Here is a 21254-nt window from a genome sequence, read left to right as displayed (position 1 = left end):
GCTCAATACTCCTTTATAAAAGGCTTGTTATTGTACAAAAGCTTTTTTAATGGCTTACATACTTGTCGAAACGACCTTCCAATTTCTGTTGAATGATGGAGAGAATGAAACAAATAATCCAATAGATTAAAGCCGCTTCTGAATAGAGAAGTAAAAATTCATATGTGGTTGCGGCAATTTCTTGGGCTTTTCTAAACATTTCTGTAACCAAAATCAGTGATGCAAGAGAAGTATCTTTCACCAAACTAATAAAAGTGTTGGATAAAGGCGGGATCGATACTCTCACCGCTTGTGGCAAAATGATCCGTCTTAATATTTGCGAATAGTTCATATTAATAGAGTATCCCGCTTCCCATTGACCTTTTGGAATCGATAAAATCGCTGCACGTATGATTTCTGACGCATAAGCTCCTACATTAAGAGAAAAACCGATCACGGCAGCCGGGAATGGATTGATGGTGATATGAATGGATGGCAGACCATAGAAAATAATATATAATTGCACAAGCAACGGAGTACCACGGATAATCGATACGTAAAAACGCGCTATCCACTGAAGCGGTTTAATGCTTGAAATTCTTGCGAGTGCTGTTAAAAGAGCAAGAATCAAGCCAATAGAAAACGTAATCAGAGTTAATGGCAATGTATAATACAAAGCTCCCTTCAACATAGGGAGAAGGGAACTTTGTGCAATTTGCATATAATGATTAGGATCTTGTAATTGGATACTATTTAGATACATCTTCACCAAACCATTTCTTAGAGATTTTGGCTAGAGTGCCGTCTTTTCTCATGTCATCCAATGCTTGGTTTACTTTATCTACTAATTGTCCTGAACCTTTACGGAACATGAAAGCACTTTGAGAAGCATCATCGCTTTTAGCTACCACTTTAATCGGAGCATTTGGTTTTTGTTTTTTATAATCAAGATAAGACAATGAATCGTTTATCGTGGCATCTACCCGATTGGATGTTAATAATTGAATCGCTTGTTCAAATCCGTCTACGCCCACGATGTTTGCGCCGTTCTTCTTTGCAAGATCTGCGAAGTTGCTTGTAAGTGATTGTGCGGATTTTTTCCCTTTCAGATCTGCGAATGAATGAATATTTTTGTTGTTTTTATTCACAATCACTACTGCTTTAGAGACCGTGTACGGTTTGGAGAAATCGTATTTCTTTTCACGGTCAGGGCGAATTCCTACTTGGTTTGCAATCATATCAAAACGTTTAGAGTTTAAACCTGCAAACATGGAATCCCATTGCGTTTCTTTATATTCTGTTTTGAGTCCAAGGCGTTTTGCCACTTCGTTCGCTACATCGATATCATATCCTGTTAGTTTTCCGCTTTTATCATGGAAAGTAAACGGAGCATATGTACCTTCTGTACCGATGACGAGAACGCCTTTATCTTTGACTTGACGATAAAGATCGGAGTCGTTGGATTGAGAAGTCTTATTCTTGTCTGTTGATTGACCGTTGCCGCATGCTGCTAAAACGAGCATAAGCGTAGCAACAGCAAACCACTTAAAGTATTTTTTCATGCTGTAAACCTCCAATGTGTATAGAGTTACTTTGATATGGATAAAAATAGGTACTTAGACCTTTCTATCACCCAACCAAGCAGTATGTATTTTAACCCAAAGACCACAAATAATCCAACAATAAATTTTTAAAGCATTAAAGGGGCCAGGCCCCTTTAATGATTTAAATAAAGTATGCGATGACGATGATTCCGATGATGATTCGATAGATTGCGAACGGAATGAGTTTGACTTTGGATAAAATTTTCAAAAAGAAGACAATGGCTAGCATGGCAACAATAAAGGCGGTAATGAAGCCTGCAGCAAAGTAGTTCAAATCATGAATCGATAAGTATTGATAGCTCTTTAACAAGTCAAGTCCGCTGGCAGCGACCATCATGGGGACAGCTAGCAAAAAGGAATATTCAGCAGCGGTTTTATGGTTAGCCCCGGCAAGGAGTCCTCCTGAGATGGTCGATCCTGCTCTTGAAAAACCAGGCCATAGGGACAGGCATTGATACAAACCGATAATGAAAGCCTGTTTATACGATAAGTGATCCAAATCTTGGGTTGATTCGGTTTTGCTCTTTTTTTCCGCATAGATCATTAAAAAAGCTCCCAAAAATAAACCGATACCGACGGTGAAGGGAGAGAAAAGTACGTTTTTAATGACATCATGAAAGAGAAAACCTAATACAGAGGCTGGAATCATCCCGATAATAATATGTAGAAGGTTTAAACCGGATCGCTTTTTGAAGTTAAACAGGGAAAGGAACCGTTTGAAATAAAGAACGACCACGGCAAGTATCGAACCCAATTGGATAACAATTTCAAAAGTTTTTGCTTTGTCGCCTGTAAATGAAAGAAAATGACCCACAAGAATTAAATGTCCTGTGGAAGAAATCGGAAGAAATTCGGTCAGCCCTTCCACGCATCCTAGCACAATCGCTTTGATGACTTCTAGCACAATCCCACATCCTTTTCACAAAATATGCTTAATTATACCATATGGGAGAAAAACAGGACATGAGAAATATAGACTCATAAATGACAAGATTCGATGAAGGATTTTGCTGAAAATGGGAAAATATTCACAAGTGAACGGCGTTTTGATCGAACCGTTTTGGCAGATGTGAAACAAAAGAGGAAATGGATGAAAGGCTGTCATCTTTTCAACCTTTCCATAACGATGATAAAAAATCATTGCTTTTTTTTACCTGATCGGTTACATTTAATTAAAAGATGGAAAAATTCGAATAATTTCGTTCTTATCGAGAGAGGTGGAGGGACTGGCCCTGTGAAACCTCAGCAACCTGCTGCAATCCACGATTGCTGTCAAGGTGCTAAATCCAGCGGATTTATCCGGAAGATAAGAAGAGGACTGTCATAAAAAAGCCTTCTTCTTAGAAGGCTTTTTTATTTGAAACTGTTCATGAACAGTGTTAGGAAATCGACTTGATTTGTAAAAATTTCTTTTTTCCATCATGTCGTCCTATCAAAACCATTTCAAGAGGAGATGCATGCAATGGAACGTTATCATTTGCAAACCAAACTTGCCCAAATAGGCAACCGGAGCGAGGAATCCACCGGCGCGATCAATCCTCCCATTTATTTATCGAGCGCTTACCGACATAAAGGGATAGGTCAATCGACTGGATATGATTATATAAGAACAGGAAATCCGACGCGAAAAATCGTTGAAAAAGCCATTGCCGACTTGGAAGGAGGCGATGCGGGTTTTGCATTCAGTTCTGGAATGGCAGCGATTCAAACGGTTTTGAGTTTGTTTCAATCCGGTGATGAACTGATTGTTTCCAAAGATTTATACGGCGGCACTTATCGTTTGTTTGAAAGAAATTGGAAAAAGTTTGGTTTAACGTTTATATATGACGATTTTCAAGATATCGCCAAAGTAAGAGAAAAAATCACGGACCGGACAGCAGCGATTTTTCTTGAAACGCCGACCAATCCCCTAATGCAAGAAGCAGACATAGAGCAAACAGCAAAATTAGCAAAAGAATACGGGCTTTTATTGATTGTGGATAATACGTTTTATACCCCCATTCTGCAGCAGCCGCTTCTTCAAGGGGCCGATATTGTCGTCCATAGCGCTACGAAATATCTTGGCGGACATAATGACGTCCTTGCAGGACTTGTCGCTACAAAAGGAGAAGAATTATCCCAAAAAATCGGCGAATATCAAAATGCGATCGGAGCGGTCTTATCTCCATTTGATTCATGGCTATTGATTCGAGGGATGAAAACGCTCGGATTAAGAATGAAGCAGCATGAAGAAAATGCCCGGAAAATCAGTGAATTTTTGCGATGTTGTAGCGAGGTGATCGATGTTTTATATCCCGGAAGAGGAGGAATGCTATCTTTCCGATTGCAAAAAGAGGAATGGGTCAACCCTTTTTTACAAAGCTTGCAGTTAATTTCTTTTGCTGAGAGTTTAGGAGGAGTCGAAAGCTTTATTACGTATCCGGCTACGCAAACACATATGGATATTCCGGAAGAAATTCGCATTAAAAACGGGATTGACAATCGGCTGCTGCGTTTTTCCATCGGCATTGAAAATGTGGAAGATTTGTTAGCCGACTTAAAACAAGCGTTTCAAAATATGAAAGGGTGATCCGCATGAGTAATAAAAAATTGATCGATCGAAAATTTTCCATTCAAACAGAGTTGCTCCATAATTCCCATAAATTCGATCCGGTTACGGGGGCAGTGAGTGTTCCCATTCAATTAGCTTCCACTTTTCACCAAACTAGTTTTGATGAATTCGGAAAATATGATTACAGTCGTTCAGGAAATCCAACACGCGAGGCTCTTGAGTCAGTGATTGCCCAGCTTGAGGGCGGTTCGAGAGGTTTTGCTTTTTCATCGGGAATGGCGGCGATTTCAACAGCTTTTTTGTTATTGTCCCAAGGCGACCACGTATTGGTGACAGAGGATGTCTATGGCGGAACCTATCGCATGGTTACAACTGTATTAAACAGATTCGGCATTGAACATACGTTTGTAGATATGACGGACTTGGATGCCGTCGCGAGAAATATAAAAGAGAATACGAAGGTCATTTATGTAGAAACACCTTCCAATCCATTATTAAAAATTACAGATTTAAAAGAAATTGTAAAATTGGCAAAAGCGAATCGATGTCTTACTTTCGTTGATAATACGTTTATGACGCCTGCCTTGCAGCGACCTTTAGACTTTGGGGTTGATATTGTTCTTCATAGTGCGACAAAATTTTTAGCCGGTCATAGTGATGTGTTGGCCGGGCTGGCTGTTGTAAAAAAGAAAGAATTGGCGGACAGACTGTATGCCTTGCAAAATGCATTTGGCGCTGTATTAGGGGCGCACGATTCTTGGTTAGTCATGAGAGGATTAAAAACTTTGCATGTGAGGTTGACGCAATCTTCCCATTCGGCTTTGAAAATTGCTGAGTTTTTGGCTCAACATCCAAAAGTCGAACATGTTTACTATCCGGGATTGAAATTCCATGAAGGACATTTGATCCATGAAAGCCAATCTGAAGGTGCGGGAGCCGTTTTGTCCTTTGCGTTGAAAGACGAAGAAGCGGTTCGAACTTTTGTGCAACACGCAGAAATCCCCGTGTTTGCAGTGAGTCTGGGAGCGGTGGAATCTATTTTGTCATATCCAGCTAAAATGTCTCACGCGGCAATGCCCAAAGAAGAACGAGAAAAAAGAGGAATTACAGACGGGCTGTTACGTTTATCCGATGGCCTTGAAAACCCGGACGATTTGATTCGGGATTTGGACCATGCCTTGAAATACGTATAATGCTTTCATCGAGAAAAAGGTCCTTTACGTCTGGAATAACCAGAGTCAACGGTTTTGTTCATATAGTTTTGAAAGCTGGCCTATAAACAGTGAATAGGAAAACAAGCCTCTCTAACTCACCAAGGATGGAGATAGTTAGAGAGGCCTTGATCATAAGTGAAATGGCTTTTGGACAGGGTATATATGTAAAGGGCAGAAAAATTCCTTTTTAGAATGAAAAAAGGAAATTGAACTGCCCGCAAAGTGTTCATATAAACAAAGTGGAGGGTTGGTTTGCGATCAGAAGTACTGATTAAGTTCTGGCTGCTCTTAAAATCAAGCCAACAATAAAAACAAGAATAATGGATCCTATTAAGGCTGGAATGATCGCGATACCGCTAATATCAGGTCCCCAATGTCCCAATATCAAACCGCCAAGCCAAGCCCCAATAATCCCAGCAATAATATTTCCAATGATTCCCCCGGGAATGTCTTTCCCTAAGATAAGACCGGCTAACCAGCCGATAATTCCTCCAACAATTAAATATAGAATAAACGATAACATCTTCATCATCCTCCTTTATTTGAAGTATTCCCCAACCACGGTGATTTTAAATACTGGAATAAAGTTGCATGTTTGACAACTTGTTATCGCTTTTCCAGGTTTATTAAAATACATATTGTATAATCGATATCGATGGAAAGGAGTATGTGGGATGGAAGATGTCAATGAAACGATGAAATTGATTCAAGAGCTTGTATCGATTCCCAGTCCGACAGGATATACAGAAAATATTATTCGTTATGTGGAGTCTTTGTTGAAAGATACAACGTTCGAAACCAAGAAAACCCGAAAAGGCGGTTTATTGGTGACGGTGCCGGGAAAAGATTCATCCAAACACCGGTTTGTAACTGCCCATGTTGATACGTTAGGAGCGATGGTTAAAGAAATCAAAAAAGACGGACGGCTGAAATTAACGATGATCGGCGGATTTCGCTGGAATTCCGTTGAAGGCGAATATTGCTGTATTCATACCGATTCCGGCAGCGTGTATACTGGAACGATACTGATGCACCAACAGTCTGTTCATGTTTATAAAGAAGCGGGAGAGGCAAAAAGAAATGATGAAAATATCGAGGTGCGCATCGATGAAGAGGTAAAATCTGCAAACGATGTTCAATCGCTGGGAATTCAAGTTGGTGATTTTGTTTCATTTGACCCGAGGGTTGAAATGACAGCGTCGGGTTTTATAAAATCGCGCCATCTTGATGATAAAGCAGGTGCGGCGATTTTAATTCAAACTTTGAGGAGGATTCAAAAAGAAGAACGTATATTGCCATATACGACTCATTTTTTGTTTTCTAATAATGAAGAAATCGGTTATGGTGGAAATTCCAATATTCCGGAAGAGACAGTGGAATATTTGGCGGTCGATATGGGGGCAATCGGGGACGGACAGTCTTCAGATGAGTATTCTGTGTCAATCTGTGCGAAAGATTCTAGCGGACCTTATCATTACGGACTAAGAAAGCATTTAGTTCAGCTGGCAAAAGAACATCAAATTCAATATAAAATCGATATTTATCCTTTCTACGGCTCGGATGCTTCAGCGGCTATGAGAGCGGGACGCGATCTTATCCACGGTCTGATCGGCCCGGGAATCGATTCTTCCCACGCATTCGAACGAACTCATCAAAAGGCAATCGAAAATACGGAAAAGTTGCTGTATGTCTATTTATATTCGCCAATGGTAGAAGAAGTGTGACTTTAAACAGAAATGACTGCCTTTATCGACAGCGTGTCCTGCTCAAAAATAAAAACGATGCTTATTTATACGAAGAAAGTGCAGCATCCAATGTTATTGAAATGACTGCATTTTTATAGGAAGGGGAAAACAAAATGAAAATTCGTAAAACAGAAATAAACGGAAATGAAACGAATATCTTTATTTACGAAAATAAAAAAGAGGATTACTTCGTCGTTTCTATTCCTGAAATAGAATGGTCCATCTTTTTTACATACGAAGAGGAAAGGGAACCGCTTTTAAGGAAAATGAGTGATTCTTTGTCAAAGGCATTGTCAAAAAACGAATCAGATGAAGTGGCAAAGCGGATTTATCAATGGACAAGAGAGATGTAGGGATGTGAGGTGCCGCTCAATGGAAAGAAAGGGACCCCTTATGAAAGAACGGACAGTGGAAACCGCTGTTGCGTCACTACAATGGTTTATTTTTTTACTTGCCAATTCCATTGTACTTCCTATTGTCGTTGGACAAGTCTACCACTTGTCCGTCGATCAGATTGCCGAACTTTTGCAGCGGACTTTTTTGGTTGTTGGCATATCTTCCCTGCTTTCCGGCTGGATTGGTCACCGATTGCCGATTGCCGATGGGCCGGCGGGAATTTGGCTTGGCATCTTCGTGTTGATGGGGGAAATGGCAGCCGCGGGGCATTCTCATCCATTCCAAGTTTTACAATTGCTTGAAGGCGGAATGTTAGTTGCGGGAGGGGTATTGCTTGTCATCGGAGCCATGGGGCTGATGAATTATATGCTTGAGTTGTTTACGCCTCTTGTGACAGGAGTCTATTTAATTCTTTTATCCCTCCAACTTTCCGGTGTGTTTTTAAAAGGTATGATCGGTGTTGGCGATTCCGGAGGAGAAATAAAAGCAGGCCATGTGCTCGTTTCTTTTATCGTCTTTATATTAGTATTTATTTTGTCTGTATGGGGAAGGGGATTTTTCAAAAGTTACGCTGTCCTCATAGGGATTCTTCTCGGCTGGTTAACCTTTATAATGCTAAATGGATTTGAACAAAAGGCTCCGGCTGTCTCTTCAGTTGTCTCATTTCCTAAGTTTTTCGCTTGGGGATGGCCAAAATTGGACGCAGGCATGGCGGTTTCCGCTGTATTAGTTGCTTTTGTATTAATCAGCAATATTATTGCCAGTGTGGCGGCCATGCAGCAAGTAGTTGATCGGCAAGAGGAAAGCGGGAGACTGAACCGAGCCGGAATCATCAGCGGGGTTAACAATCTGTTGTCTTCCTTATTTTCTTCTGTTGGGGTTGTCCCATTGTCCATTTCGGCGGGTTTTGTCCGTATGACGGGCCAAAGCCGTATGAAGCCTTATATGATCGGTTGTGTACTTTTGATTGTCAGTTCATTTTTACCGGCTGTCTATCAAGCGTTGTCGCTTTTGCCGGGTCCGATTGCATACGCGGCCATGTTAGTAACATTTACTCAAATGTTGGGAATTGGATTGAATTCTATTTTGAAATCCCCTCTGGATGAAAGACGCTTGACGATTGTCGGCATGTCTCTTTCGCTAGGAACGGCCATTATGTTTTTACCTCAATCTGTGTTTCAAGGGTTGCCAGCCATTGTGCAGTATGTGGTCAGCAACGGTATCATGATTGGAATGCTTCTGGCTTTATTGTTGGAACATATTTGGCGACCAGAAGGGAAACAATTTAGCAGGAAAGAAAAAAAGCCGTTTTTCCGTTAGACATGCCGAGATCCTGATTTCAAAGTCTTTTTTATGATGAAATCACATTGAAATTCTGATTTTGAAAGAATATGATAGAAAAGGTAACGATCTTAAGGCCAGTCTCGGGCCATTTAAGTTGAATTTTGGAAAGGAAATTGATTCTATATGGCATCATTACAGGAAGAAGTCCGTTCGCGAAGAACGTTTGCAATTATTTCTCACCCGGATGCGGGAAAAACCACTCTTACGGAAAAGCTGCTTCTTTTTGGGGGCGCCATTCGGGCAGCAGGAACGGTAAAAGGAAAGAAAACCGGAAAATATGCTACTTCCGATTGGATGGAAATAGAAAAACAAAGAGGAATATCGGTCACTTCGTCCGTTATGCAATTTGAGTATAACGGCTATCGGGTCAATATTTTAGACACACCGGGCCACCAAGATTTTAGCGAAGACACATACCGTACACTCATGGCCGTTGACAGTGCCGTCATGATTATCGATGCGGCGAAAGGGATCGAAGCTCAAACGATTAAATTGTTCAAAGTATGCCGCATGCGGGGTATTCCGATTTTCACTTTTATTAATAAGCTTGATCGGCAGGGGAAACCACCGCTTGAACTGTTGTCTGAATTAGAAGAGGTTTTGGGAATCGACTCTTACCCGATGAATTGGCCTATTGGCATGGGTAAAGAGTTCTTTGGAATTTATGACCGTTTTTATCACCGCGTTGAACAATTTCGAGTAGAGGAAGAAGAACGGTTCCTTTCTCTGGATGAAAATGGAGAAATCATCGGCGACCATCCCATAAAAGAATCCGATTTATATACACAAACTTTGGAAGATATTTTGCTGTTGGATGAAGCGGGAAATGAATTCTCAGAAGAGCGTGTCAGAGAAGGAACATTGACTCCGGTCTTTTTTGGAAGTGCATTGACCAATTTCGGCGTACAAACCTTTTTAGAGACGTATTTGCAATTTGCCCCCGAACCTCAGCCTCGGCTATCTGATCAAGGGGAAATAGATCCTTGCAGTGATCTTTTTTCAGGATTTGTTTTTAAAATCCAGGCCAATATGAATCCCGCTCATCGTGATCGAATTGCGTTTGTTCGAATTTGTTCCGGAAAATTCAATAGAGGGATGTCAGTGACCTTATCCAGAACGGGGAAAAGCATGAAGCTTAGTCAATCTACGCAGTTCTTGGCCGATGATCGCAGTACTGTGGACGAAGCAGTCAGCGGCGATATTATCGGATTATATGATACCGGGACCTATCAAATCGGAGACACGATTGTAGAGGGCAAAAAATTATTTCATTTTGAAAAACTGCCGCAGTTTACACCGGAGCTGTTTGTAAAAGTGTCTCCAAAAAATGTGATGAAACAAAAAAGTTTCCATAAAGGGATACAGCAGTTAGTTCAAGAAGGAGCCATTCAGTTGTTTAGAACTTATCGCACTGAAGAGTATATTCTCGGAGCTGTCGGACAATTGCAATTTGAAGTATTTGAACATCGTATGAAAAACGAATATAACTCAGAAGTATTAATGGAGCCGATGGGGTCCAAAATCGCACGTTGGATTGAAAATGAAGACGCCGTGAATGATTCTTTATCCAGCAGCCGCAGTTTGTTGGTGAAGGATCGCTTTGACAGAAAGGTCTTTTTATTCGAAAATGATTTCGCACTTCGCTGGTTTCAAGAAAAAAATCCCGATATTCATTTATATAATCCAATGGACTAAAGGACGAATCTTTTATTGTTGCTAAACTTTAAATACTTTTTTGAAGCAAGGGGCCGTCAATGGATGGGCCCCTTTTAAGCGAGAGCGAAAAAAGATCATTCGAATTTGTATGGATGGTCATGAATTCGACAGCGGAAAATCTTTTTGCAGCAAAAGGAAAATCCGTCTTGCAAAGTGAAATGAACCTTACGCTGATGTTTAATTTGCTTTAAAACGAATAAACTATGGATAAGCAGAAATCAGGAGGCAGGTTCTATGAGCAGCGGAATTTTTCAACTTCAAGAAGATCAACTGGCTGCCAACCGGCGAAAGAAAATATGAAAAGGCTAACAAAGTTGGAGGCAGTGCTTTGGAGCATCGCGTTTCCCGGCTTTCCTCAGCTTTTAGCAGGTGAATGGGTAAAAGGGATTTTATTGGTTGTATTGGAAATTTGCGTTAACCTTCTTAGTCGTTTTAATGAAGGTATTATACTTAGTTTTTTAGGAAAAACGAAAAAAGCAGCTGAAATTGTCGATTATCAGTGGCTTATGTTTTATCCGTGTTTGTATATGTTTTCGATGTGGGATGCCTATAAAATGGCTTCGAATGAGAAAGAAAAATATGCGTATTTTCCATTTGTTTTTTCAGCTTATACCGTCACACTAGGCTTGATTTACTCGCCGAAAGTCTATGTTGGCTCTGCATTTTTAGGTCCAATATTTACTCCGATGCTCTTTTTGCTTCTTGGCGTGGTCGCCGGTATACTGATGAGAATCTTTTTGTTGCATTTTCAGAAAAATAATGTTTACAATTTCTGTTTCGAAACATATAATGTTAATAACAATATGAATACCTTGGCTTTTAAGTCAAAGGGGAGTAGCATTGGGCTGATTCAGCCTACAACAAAGTCGTCAATTCATGGAGCTTTCCATCGGCTTTGTTGGCATGAACATTGGATCATGCATCGCAAGACCTTTGCCTGTACGATAACGGGCAAAGGTCTTTTTTTGTGAAACTTTTGTAAATCAAGGGAGGAGGAGAAAAATGGATATTGCATTGCTGATGGAATATGGATGGGTTTTGTTGATTCTGGTCGTATTGGAGGGAATTTTGGCAGCTGATAATGCGGTTGTTATGGCTGTGATGGTCAAGCATTTGCCAAAAGAAGATCAAAAGAAGGCGCTGTTTTACGGTTTGGCCGGGGCGTTTCTTTTCCGCTTTTTAGCTTTGTTTTTAATTTCCTATTTAGTGAATGTCTGGCAAGTTCAAGCCGTCGGAGGATTGTATTTACTGTATATCATGATCAATCATTTAATCAAAAAATGGAAACGTGAGGAGAAAAAATCGGAAAGTCCAAAAAATTTGGAAGGAACCTCTTTTTGGTTGACGGTTCTAAAAGTCGAAATAGCGGATATTGCCTTTGCAATCGATTCGATGTTGGCAGCTGTGGCGATGGCCATCACATTAAGTCCTATCGGCTCGTTCCAAATAGGTGGAATTGACGGCGGACAATTTATCGTCATGTTTCTTGGCGGTATGATTGGGTTAGTGTTAATACGATTTGCCGCTTCTTGGTTCGTCCAGCTGCTAGAAAAATATCCAACATTGGAAACAGCGGCCTTTTTAATTGTGGGGTGGGTTGGTGTAAAATTGATTGTTTTCACGCTTGCTCATCCTAAAATTCATATTCTAGATGAGCATTTTCCGGAATCTATCGGCTGGAAATCCGTTTTCTGGGGTGTTTTGATTGCCATCGCCGTTATTGGTTATGTGGTGTCGCGAAAAAAAGAAATGGTTAAAGAGAATTTTGGTAGACAATAAGAAGAATGAAGACAAGCATTACAAAAGAGGCGGACTTATTCATATTCGATATGGTCTAGCCTCTTTTGTTATGGTTTTATAGGTTCTGAAAAATGTTTTGAAAGCGACTTTTCAAAACCTTCTCGAGTGAAGGTCTTATTAGTTGAACGTCATGATTCTTGATTTTGTGATCCAGCTAGTTCGGATTGGGCATGCTTCACAAGTCGTTTTGTTATTTCTCCACCGACAGACCCGTTGGAGCGGGAAGCAGTGTTGGAGCCTAGCTGTACGCCGAATTCTTCGGCAATTTCATATTTGATAGAATCAAGATATTGTTCAATTCCTGGTATTAATAATTTATTTCGACTGCCTGCCATTGGTGCATCCTCCTTTAAAAACTTTAATATTAGACCATTCGTGTTCAATGGTCCATTCAATTTTATTTTTTCCCCATGACGGCAAATCATGAAACAAAAATTTGGAATAAGCATTTCTTCATGAACTGTTCGATCTGTTTATTCGTGTGTAGGTCAGGATAATCGTTTTTATTTTGGTCATGATAGAAAATAACCGAATGGAAGGGAGGTACTTTTATTGCCGAAGCGAAAAGCGGAAAAGAATGCGGTGGAAAAATACAGCAAAACACCGAAAGAAAATGTGAAGGAAACGGATTTTTCCGTTGAGTTTGCCAATGGCGAAGAAGCAATCAAACATGCCAACCGCAATTCCAAACAGGGAAGAAAGGGTAGAGGATAATGAAAAAAAAGAAACCTTCATTGCAAGTAGAGTATGGCCTTGAATTTGGAGATGTGAACGCCTCTAAATTATATGATATCACCCATAAAGAAGCGAAAAAAAAGCAAAATAAAAAGAAGGAATGCTGAGCGCTCAGCATTCCTTTTCATGTAAGAAAAAAGAAACAGGTTCACCTGTAGCGGGCTGATAATAGACAAGAAGATAGCTTGGCGAATCGACAATGTTTCCTGTTTGAAAATAATGCTCTATATCGAAAGGAATTTTTTCTAAAATTGTGTGTTTGTACAAATCTTTTTCATCCAGATTGAGACTTGCAAAGTTTTTGCCTAATAATGTCGGTTCTTCTAATAAGCGGGCATATACCGCTGCCCGTTCTTTTTTATCCAAAACAGTGTTCCACCATGGTTTTCGCGGCTTGTAGCGAGCGTTAGTCAAAAAGTCGTATTTCATGAATCCTTCAATCAAAGGCCATTGTTCTACTCGTTCATTTTGCAGAAATTCTTTAAGCCGTAAGAAAAGGTCTTCTCGTTGATGGCCTATTCTTGACCATTTTCGCTCTTCCCAATAGCTGCCAAACGATTGAAAAAAATCGAATGGAGAAGGAAAAACGTGGGAGACGAGAAATTCTACCGTTTGATCCATTCGATGATCGTTCCAATATTTTTCAAGTACATCTTCCACTTGCTTGATTTTGACAATATCTTCAAAATCCAGAACATGATTTTGCAAAATTTCATACGGAGCATGATCCATATAAATATATCCGTATTTACGGGCGTTGATTCTCAAACCGGTTCCCCGGAGCATTTTTAAAAAACCAAGTTGGAGTTCTTCCGGTCTAAGTGCAAATACGTCGTTGAACGTTTTCCGGAACGATTGGTCATCTTCTTCCGGAAGGCCGGCAATTAAATCTAAATGCTGGTCAATTTTCCCGCCTTCTTTTATCATCGTGACGGTCCGTGTCAGTTTTGCAAAATTTTGTTTTCTTTTCACCAGTTCGTTCGTTAAATCATTGGTCGATTGAACGCCGATTTCAAACCGAAATAATCCAGGGGGTGCTTCACGGTTCAAAAATTCAATCACTTCCGGCCTCATAATGTCTGCGGTGATTTCAAATTGAAACACGGTGCCCGGGAGATGTTCTTCAATTAAAAATTGAAACATATCCATGGCGTAGCTTCGGCTAATATTAAATGTTCGGTCTACAAATTTGATGGTCTTCGCTCCATTCTTCATCAGGTAACGGATATCATCTTTTATTTTTTCACGGTTAAAGTAACGAACTCCCACTTCAATCGAGGAAAGGCAAAACTGGCATTGAAAAGGACATCCACGGCTCGTTTCAATATATACGATCCGGTATATCCTCTTCGAATCGAAACGGCGACGGCATTTCCCTTAAATCAAGCTTGTTTGCAGGGGGATTGATCTGGACTTTACCTTCCTTGATAAATCCGATTCCGGGAACTGTGCTGAAATCTTGATTCCCGTTGATTTCATCAAGCAGCTGTTCAAACGTTTTTTCCCCTTCGCCCATCACAATAAAATCTGCTTCCGGAATTCTTTTGAGCCAATAAGGGACATCGTAAGAAACTTCAGGACCGCCAAGGACAATGATTACATTTGGCATAATTTTTTTGACTAATTTGATTACTTTAATCGTTTCTTCGATATTCCAAATATAGCAGCTAAATCCTAATACATCGGGTTTTCGGTTGAACAAATCGGTCGCAATATTCATGACGGGATCTTTAATGGTATACTCCGCAATTTCCACATTGTATTTTGATTGAACATACGCTTTTAAATAGCGTATCGCCAAGTTCATATGTATAACTGTAGATGAGCAAATTCGCTAACATAAATTTACAACCAAACAAAAAAAGAGACATGAACCCGATTCCTTGATTAGAATAGATGTGTCACCAAAACTATTCACAAGGAGGTTCATGTCTCATGAATAGATTAGCACATCATCAAGGAATCCACAAGTTTTTCACGATGTTGGGGTTGGCACTTTATTTTTCAAAACCTGTCATGAAGCATCTCGTTCATATCGTGGATGCGCTGACCACCAAAGGATTTGCGGGAACATTGACCGATCTTCATCATTGGAGCTTTCATCCGAACCACCGCACGACACTCAGCCATTTTTTCACGAAAAGCCCTTGGGATGAAGAGACGCTGCTTCGCAAACTTCAACAGTGGATGCTTCGTCGTGTCGAACGCATCGCCAAACAGGAGAATCAACCCCTTTTTGTTTCGATCGATGATACGATTTGCCAAAAAACCAAGCCTTCGTCACAGGCAACGCACGCCATTCAAGGGTGTGATTGGCACTATTCTCACACAGAGAAAAAGTCGATCTGGGGACATTCTCTCGTTTGGCTCATGGTTCATACGATGACCCAGGCTTTTCCCTTTGCGTTCCGCCTCTACGACAAGGCGGCTGGGAAAAGCAAGGGGGAACTCGCGATCGAGATGCTTTCTTCTTTGGATGTACACCGTCCTGTTTATGTGCTGATGGACTCTTGGTATCCATCGCAAACGCTCGTGGAAGCTTGTCTGAAAAAGGGATTCCACGTAATCGCAATGCTCAAGGCCAATCGGCTTCTTTATCCAAAAGGCATTGCGGTTCAGGTGAGGGAGTTTGCCCGCTACATCGAACCGAAAGACACTCACCTCGTCACGGTGGGAGAAGAGTGTTATCGGGTTTATCGCTACGAAGGCTCTCTCAAAGGTCTCGATGATGCCGTGGTGCTGCTCGCTTGGAAAGCCGATCAGCCGATGACATCGGAACATCTTCACTGCGTCTTGAGCACCGACCGGGATCTAAGCGATGAAGAGATCTTGCGCTACTATGCCCAGCGTTGGTCGATCGAATGTTTTTTCCGTCAAGCGAAAGACCAGCTGAAACTCGATGGATACCGCGTTCGCGGACGTCGGGCGGTGAAACGCTACTGGATCTTGGTGCAGCTTGCTTACGTGTACAGCATGTTCGAGTCGAACAGCGATTTTTCTGATGGGCTCGATCTTCTGCGCAAGAGAAAAGGACATAGCCTCGTGGAGTTCATTTACCGTGCAGCGAAACAAAATATTCCCATTGATACCGTGAAAAAACAGCTCCACGTGGCATAAGGGGTACCCTGTTTGTCTCTTTTACATGGTAATTATTGTAATTAAAATTGCTCAACTACAGTGTATAAATTTAGCATTCAATGTACTGACAATTATGCGCATCGATGTTACTCCTTTTTCTATTCGATTTCAATATTTTTTCATTTGTTCAAACGTGCGAAAATCACTAAATCTATTTTATAAAAGTACGGGAAAAAAGGACAACATATAGAAAAGTTTCCATAATAAATCTCCCTTCCAACATCGGGAAAATTTTTCGTCGTTTGGAAGGGAGACGGTTTTTCGGTATCGTCCAGCTAGTAAAACAAAAAACAATGGTCTTTTTTATTCTTTAGCAGGAAATGTCCATTTTTTTCCGAATACTATTTTATGTACGAAAACGATGCTAGCTTTCCATGTATTTCGATGATTTTTTCAAATGGAGGATCATCTTTTTTAATTTTCCCCACTTCATCTCAATAATTGGTTGTGCGACGGCTGTCATGTAAGAGCTGGACAAAAAGACAGTCAGCAAAAACGATACGATCAGCAAAAGAATGACAGACTCCACCGAATTTTTCATGTCGCTTTCACGAAAAGTTTTGACAAAAAAGCCGTGCAGAAGATACACATATAACGTATTTTTCCCCCAATGAGTAAAGAAAAATTTTCGTTGGGGAACAAAAGCGAAAAAGCAGCAAACCATTAAAATATTAATGGCGTATATGCCAATTCGTAAAACCATCCCGGTAAAGTTATCAGAATGGAGCTGCGCATAAGACTTGGACCCTAAAAGCCAATTTTCATTTAAGTTCGGATGAAAATAAACCGACACCAGGACGGTCAACAAAACCATTAGAAAAAGGATTCTTGCTTTTGTCGTAATGATAGACGAAAAATGTTCTTTCTTTAAATAAAATCCGAGCAAGAAAAACGGAAAGAACACAAACGTCCGTGAAAAACTGAGAACATCCAAATGATCTTCAAAACATCCAACCACAAGGCCCAAAATCAAAGAAATAAAAAGAGAAAGACTTTCTTTTAATTGAAAGATTTTCACGAACAAAATCAGCAGCACATTCCAGAAAAATAAACTGAGCAAAAACCACAAGGACCATTGTGGAACGAACGGCTCGATTTGAAAAGTATGTTCTTGGTAAAGGAAATAGTAAAAAATGGTATATATCATTTGGAAGATCAAATAAGGAATCAATAATTTTTTCGCCAATTTTTTTACATATCCTTTTTTGTAAAACCCTTTAGCGAAATAGCCGGAAACGAGTGTAAACGCCGGCATATGGAACGTATAAATGGTCATGTACAAGGCTGTAATCACGGAATTGTCATGAATATAAGACTGTATGATATGACCGAAAACAACGAAAAAGATGAGTATAAATTTTGCGTTGTCAAAGTAGAAATCTCTTTTTGACATTCGAATGATCACCTTCATTATGAAGTATCCATCATGGCGCAAAGGCCAAAAACATTTATAGTTATACCCTAACAACCACTCATATAAACTCGATTGCTTAAGGAATGAACGTTTAGTGTTTTCAAAACTTAGGAGGCGAAGGAATGGAAAAGAAGGAGAAACGGCAAAAGGTCGCAGAACGGCTGTCCGATGAGAACACTTTACAATTCTATCAAAAGATACTGGAAGGCTCAAGGGAAGCTATCATTGTCACTACTATGGACTCAAAAATCATATATGCCAATCAAGCGGCTGCTGATTTGGTGCATTTGACGAAACGTGAATTGATGGAGCATGAATGGAAGGTTTTTTTTCCGGCTGTTCCAGAGGAAATTTTGGTTTATTTTAAAGAGGAGCTGCATGAACACGGTAAACTGGAAGATGAAACGGTCCTTCATTTAAAAGATGGCACGATGAAATTTGTGCAAATCACGATTCAACGCGATGAAAATCTCCAGATGGTTATATACTATTTGCGTGACATCACCTACTTAAAAGAAAAAGATCGCTTTGCTGTTACGACTTCCATGATGTTGAGAAATATTTACAGACACGCATCGAATGCTATTCTTCTGTTTGACTGCCAAGGCAACATATTGGATGTGAATCCTGCGTTCTGCCGAGAAATGTCTGTTACCATGTCGGAAGCAAAAACGAGAACGGTTGCTTCTTTTGTTCCAAAAGAATATCAAAACCAATTTGAAGAGATTCAAGAGATGATTCAGCTGGGGAGAAAAACAGTCGGAGAAATCCCGATGATCCATGCCAACGGTATGACGATTTTCGATTATATTGTGATTCCCGTCAAAGACTTAGGGATCAATTTGGCGATCATGCAAGGTATGAACGAACATGAGCAGATGGAAATCAGATTAAAAAAAAGCGAAAAAATGTTTGAGGAATTGTTTAATGAAGCTGTAGATGCGATCGTGTTTTGGAACCGGGATGGTTCGATCATTAAAGCGAACCGCTTAGCGCTGAAGGTGTTTGAATGCACTTTAGAAGAACTGCTCAACAGAAACCTTATTGATTTTATTGATAACATAGATGACTACGAGAAAGTGATTAAGCAGCTGAACCGAGATGGACAAGCCAGGGAAGAAATGCTTTTTCAAATGCCTAATGGACAAAAGAAGCATCTGGAATTTACAGTGAAAATGCCATCCGATGGACAATATCATCTTAGTATTTTCCGAAATGTCAGTGACCGTTATCGGATGGAAAAAGAATTGAGAGAGAGTGAAGAGCGTTTTCGCAAAGTTTTTGAAGAATCGATGGACGGCATGATTTTATGGGACGAACATTATGTGATTAAAGATATTAATCATGTGGCTTGCCGCTTGTTAAAAGCGGAAAAAGAAACGTTCCTGAATCAGGACGTAAGGGACGTTATGAAATCTTATGCCAGTAGAGAAGAAGAGAGAAATTACTTTTGTCAGGTAAAAAAACATGGACAGGCGAAATTGCTTTTAACGAAAAAATGCGGTGAGGAGACGAAATATTTTGAGCTGGCTTCCAAACTGAATTTAACGGTGATTCGGGACGTGACGGAACAAATCAAAATACAGGAGCAGTTGAGAAAATCGGATACGTTGAATGTGGTCGGCGAGCTGGCGGCAGGCATCGCCCATGAAATCCGGAATCCCTTGACGGCGATGAAAGGGTTTATCCAACTGTTGGAGCATAACTTAAATGGTCAATATGCAATGTATTTTGAAGTCATTAAAACAGAATTGGAAAGAATTGAATCGATCATTACCGAGTTTTTAATATTGGCCAAGCCTCAAGCGGTTCAATTCCAAAAAGTCGATATTGGAAACGTCATCAGACATACAGTTGACCTCCTTACGCCACAGGCCTTAATGACCAATGTTCAGCTTATTATGGAAATGGATCAAAACTTGCCGGCTGTTTATGCGGAATCCAATCAATTAAAACAAGTATTTATCAATATTATTAAAAATGCCATTGAAGTGATGCCAAAAGGCGGGAATGTCTTGATTCAAAGCAAAGTGGAAAAAGAGTATATTTGTATTATGATATCGGATGAAGGGACGGGCATTCCGGAAGAAAAGATCAAGAAGCTAGGCGAGCCGTTTTACACGACAAAAGAACGGGGGACGGGGCTTGGTTTAATGGTCAGCTTCAAAATCATTAAAGAACATAATGGAAAAGTGGAAGTAAAAAGTAGTGTTGGCAAGGGAACAACATTTTATATTTATTTGCCTGTTAAAAAGGAGTAAGAGAGAAAGATGAAATTATTTTTAACGATGAACAGTCCGATCGGAAATTTGACGATCGTATCGAGCAGAGAACGAATCATCGGACTGGAATTTGGTGAAAAAGCGGAAAATGAAGAGATAAAGAAAACGGAAAAAGACGCCTTATTAATGGAGGCCAGAGGACAGCTTTTGGAGTATTTTGACGGAAAAAGAAAGGTTTTTCAGCTTCCAATTTTTCTGAAAGGAACGGAATTTCAGCTTAAAGTATGGAACGAACTTCTTCATATTCCTTATGGAGAAACGAGAAGCTATCAAGAGATTGCGGCAGCGATTGGCAATAAGAATGCCGTCAGAGCGGTAGGACAAGCGAATAAAGCCAATCCGATACCGATCATTATCCCTTGTCATCGAGTGATCGGGAAAAACAATCAGTTGATTGGTTATGCCGGAAAACAAATTGATAAAAAAGCCATTCTTTTAGAACTCGAGAAAACGAGTCTGTTTATGATGGTGTGACAGTTTTATGGAGATGTATACATGTTTGTGATTTCAAACGTATGAGAGAGTTTTTCTTCCAAATGGGATGAAAGATTAAGGCGGATCAATCGAAATATGTCAAAATATGATCAGTAATGCCATTTTATGTCTTATTTTTCCGAATCTATTTACATTTTCGAAAAATCTTGAGATAATCCTACGGTAAAATACTTATGAAATGCGAGAAATGAGAGAATTTAGCGGATCTCGAAGCGTTTATGATACGGCTGTGTTGGAAAAAAGAATAATCTGGGGGAAGTAAAGTGAGTGATTGTTTTTGGTATGATCAGGCGTATTTGATGGAAAAAATTCAGGAAAAACGAGAAGAGATGATTCGGCTTGGCAGTTTAATGGGACTTGATGCTAAAGAAACCATTCAATGCAGCCAAGAATTGGATCAGCTTTTGAATCGTTATCAATACTTCTACGACAAAACGCAAACCAATACGATCAAAAGATACCGGTCCGGAAAAAAAGTGGCAGTCCGTATTCGAAAAGCGACACTTTCTTCTTGTATGGCCAGTATGGTCTGACACTGTGGATAGCTAAGCCAGGCAGGAGAAGATTTCCTTCCTGGCTTTTTTGTGTGCGCCCGGCATGGGTGTAATCTATAGGGTGAAAGTCCCGAGCTGCGAAGGCAGAAGTAGCAGTTAGCTTAACGCAAGGGTGTCCGTGGTGACGCGGAATCTGAAGGAAGCGGGCGGCAAACTTTAAGGTCTCTCGGAACACGAACTTCATAGGAGGCTAGGTATCACTGGGTGAGTTTGCACAACAAAACAAAGCCCTTTCTGCCGAAGGTGATACAGAGTAAATGAAGCAGATGGATGGAAGGAAAGATTAC

General features: G+C 40.3%; 20 protein-coding genes, 1 pseudogene and 1 riboswitch. Of the genes and pseudogenes, 14 read left to right on the top strand and 7 right to left on the bottom strand.

Annotation, left to right across the window (positions count from 1 at the left end):
- Window positions 1-46 precede the first annotated feature (46 nt).
- The 3 genes from N1I86_RS03225 to bacA form a co-directional block, all read right to left on the bottom strand.
- The gene (locus tag N1I86_RS03225) at window positions 47-742 is read right to left on the bottom strand and encodes an ABC transporter permease subunit (RefSeq protein WP_048623020.1); all 696 of its coding nucleotides are present in this window, start codon (window positions 740-742) and stop codon (window positions 47-49) included.
- A complete protein-coding gene (locus N1I86_RS03220; protein ID WP_327804325.1) occupies window positions 729-1541 on the bottom strand; it encodes an amino acid ABC transporter substrate-binding protein in 813 nt (270 codons plus the stop codon). The genes N1I86_RS03225 and N1I86_RS03220 overlap by 14 nt, the downstream gene beginning before the upstream one ends.
- Window positions 1542-1704: 163 nt before the next feature.
- The gene (gene bacA / locus N1I86_RS03215) at window positions 1705-2487 is read right to left on the bottom strand and encodes an undecaprenyl-diphosphate phosphatase (protein WP_048623022.1); all 783 of its coding nucleotides are present in this window, start codon (window positions 2485-2487) and stop codon (window positions 1705-1707) included.
- 298 nt (window positions 2488-2785) lie between these two features.
- Window positions 2786-2896, top strand: a riboswitch (SAM riboswitch).
- 149 nt (window positions 2897-3045) lie between these two features.
- On the opposite strand from bacA, the gene N1I86_RS03210 reads away from it, so the two are divergent.
- Both N1I86_RS03210 and metC read left to right on the top strand, forming a co-directional pair.
- On the top strand, window positions 3046-4152 hold the full coding sequence (locus N1I86_RS03210; protein WP_003355005.1) for a methionine biosynthesis PLP-dependent protein: 1107 nt from the start codon (window positions 3046-3048) through the stop codon (window positions 4150-4152).
- A gap of 5 nt (window positions 4153-4157) precedes the next feature.
- Entirely contained in the window at window positions 4158-5327 is a 1170-nt protein-coding gene (metC, locus tag N1I86_RS03205; RefSeq protein ID WP_445662254.1) for a cystathionine beta-lyase, read from the top strand.
- Between the two features lie 292 nt (window positions 5328-5619).
- On the opposite strand, the gene N1I86_RS03200 is transcribed toward metC, so the two are convergent.
- Complete coding sequence (locus N1I86_RS03200; protein ID WP_003355003.1) at window positions 5620-5871, bottom strand: GlsB/YeaQ/YmgE family stress response membrane protein; 252 nt, start codon at window positions 5869-5871, stop codon at window positions 5620-5622.
- A gap of 151 nt (window positions 5872-6022) precedes the next feature.
- Here N1I86_RS03200 and N1I86_RS03195 point away from each other — a divergent pair, with 151 nt between their 5' ends.
- From N1I86_RS03195 to N1I86_RS03170, 6 genes are all read left to right on the top strand, one after another.
- The gene (locus tag N1I86_RS03195; protein WP_341094908.1) at window positions 6023-7072 is read left to right on the top strand and encodes a M42 family metallopeptidase; all 1050 of its coding nucleotides are present in this window, start codon (window positions 6023-6025) and stop codon (window positions 7070-7072) included.
- A 134-nt stretch (window positions 7073-7206) separates the two neighbouring features.
- Window positions 7207-7446: a YueH family protein gene (locus N1I86_RS03190; RefSeq protein ID WP_341094906.1), complete on the top strand. Its 240-nt coding sequence runs from the start codon at window positions 7207-7209 to the stop codon at window positions 7444-7446.
- A gap of 40 nt (window positions 7447-7486) precedes the next feature.
- Window positions 7487-8809 carry a purine/pyrimidine permease gene (locus tag N1I86_RS03185; protein WP_341094904.1) on the top strand — a complete coding sequence of 441 codons (1323 nt, stop codon included), beginning with the start codon at window positions 7487-7489 and terminating at the stop codon, window positions 8807-8809.
- Window positions 8810-8956: 147 nt separating this feature from the next.
- Entirely contained in the window at window positions 8957-10528 is a 1572-nt protein-coding gene (locus N1I86_RS03180; RefSeq protein ID WP_003354998.1) for a peptide chain release factor 3, read from the top strand.
- A gap of 317 nt (window positions 10529-10845) precedes the next feature.
- Window positions 10846-11520: a hypothetical protein gene (locus tag N1I86_RS03175; protein WP_341094902.1), complete on the top strand. Its 675-nt coding sequence runs from the start codon at window positions 10846-10848 to the stop codon at window positions 11518-11520.
- A gap of 31 nt (window positions 11521-11551) precedes the next feature.
- Window positions 11552-12328: a TerC family protein gene (locus N1I86_RS03170; RefSeq protein WP_003354996.1), complete on the top strand. Its 777-nt coding sequence runs from the start codon at window positions 11552-11554 to the stop codon at window positions 12326-12328.
- Window positions 12329-12477: 149 nt separating this feature from the next.
- Here the strand turns inward: N1I86_RS03170 and N1I86_RS03165 are convergent, their stop codons facing one another.
- Window positions 12478-12684 (bottom strand): alpha/beta-type small acid-soluble spore protein, encoded by a 207-nt coding sequence (locus N1I86_RS03165; protein WP_003354995.1) that lies wholly within the window; start codon window positions 12682-12684, stop codon window positions 12478-12480.
- Between the two features lie 217 nt (window positions 12685-12901).
- Between N1I86_RS03165 and N1I86_RS03160 the strand changes: the two genes are divergently transcribed.
- Window positions 12902-13063 carry a hypothetical protein gene (locus tag N1I86_RS03160; protein WP_003354994.1) on the top strand — a complete coding sequence of 54 codons (162 nt, stop codon included), beginning with the start codon at window positions 12902-12904 and terminating at the stop codon, window positions 13061-13063.
- Complete coding sequence (locus N1I86_RS03155) at window positions 13063-13191, top strand: hypothetical protein (RefSeq protein WP_003354993.1); 129 nt, start codon at window positions 13063-13065, stop codon at window positions 13189-13191. Before N1I86_RS03160 ends, N1I86_RS03155 begins: the two co-directional genes overlap by 1 nt.
- A gap of 4 nt (window positions 13192-13195) precedes the next feature.
- On the opposite strand, the pseudogene N1I86_RS03150 reads toward N1I86_RS03155, so the two are convergent.
- Window positions 13196-14891, bottom strand: a pseudogene (locus tag N1I86_RS03150) (B12-binding domain-containing radical SAM protein).
- Window positions 14892-15019: 128 nt separating this feature from the next.
- On the opposite strand from N1I86_RS03150, the gene N1I86_RS03145 reads away from it, so the two are divergent.
- A complete protein-coding gene (locus tag N1I86_RS03145; protein ID WP_340397586.1) occupies window positions 15020-16201 on the top strand; it encodes an IS701 family transposase in 1182 nt (393 codons plus the stop codon).
- A 385-nt stretch (window positions 16202-16586) separates the two neighbouring features.
- Here the strand turns inward: N1I86_RS03145 and N1I86_RS03140 are convergent, their stop codons facing one another.
- On the bottom strand, window positions 16587-17615 hold the full coding sequence (locus tag N1I86_RS03140; protein WP_040340829.1) for an acyltransferase family protein: 1029 nt from the start codon (window positions 17613-17615) through the stop codon (window positions 16587-16589).
- Between the two features lie 143 nt (window positions 17616-17758).
- Between N1I86_RS03140 and N1I86_RS03135 the strand changes: the two genes are divergently transcribed.
- The 3 genes from N1I86_RS03135 (at window position 17759) to N1I86_RS03125 (ending at window position 20946) form a co-directional block, all read left to right on the top strand.
- Complete coding sequence (locus N1I86_RS03135) at window positions 17759-19897, top strand: PAS domain S-box protein (RefSeq protein ID WP_341094898.1); 2139 nt, start codon at window positions 17759-17761, stop codon at window positions 19895-19897.
- Between the two features lie 9 nt (window positions 19898-19906).
- Window positions 19907-20392, top strand: a complete 486-nt coding sequence (locus tag N1I86_RS03130; RefSeq protein ID WP_270583950.1) for a methylated-DNA--[protein]-cysteine S-methyltransferase — start codon at window positions 19907-19909, stop codon at window positions 20390-20392.
- Window positions 20393-20676: 284 nt separating this feature from the next.
- Window positions 20677-20946, top strand: a complete 270-nt coding sequence (locus N1I86_RS03125; RefSeq protein ID WP_341094895.1) for an aspartyl-phosphate phosphatase Spo0E family protein — start codon at window positions 20677-20679, stop codon at window positions 20944-20946.
- Window positions 20947-21254: the final 308 nt, after the last annotated feature.

Origin of the sequence: Bacillus sp. FSL W8-0116 (assembly GCF_038003825.1) — a bacterium.
Taxonomy (GTDB): Bacteria; Bacillota; Bacilli; order Bacillales; family DSM-4216; genus Bacillus_O; species Bacillus_O smithii.
Note: the sequence above shows the minus strand (reverse complement) of the source record. Positions and strands in the feature narration are given on the sequence as shown.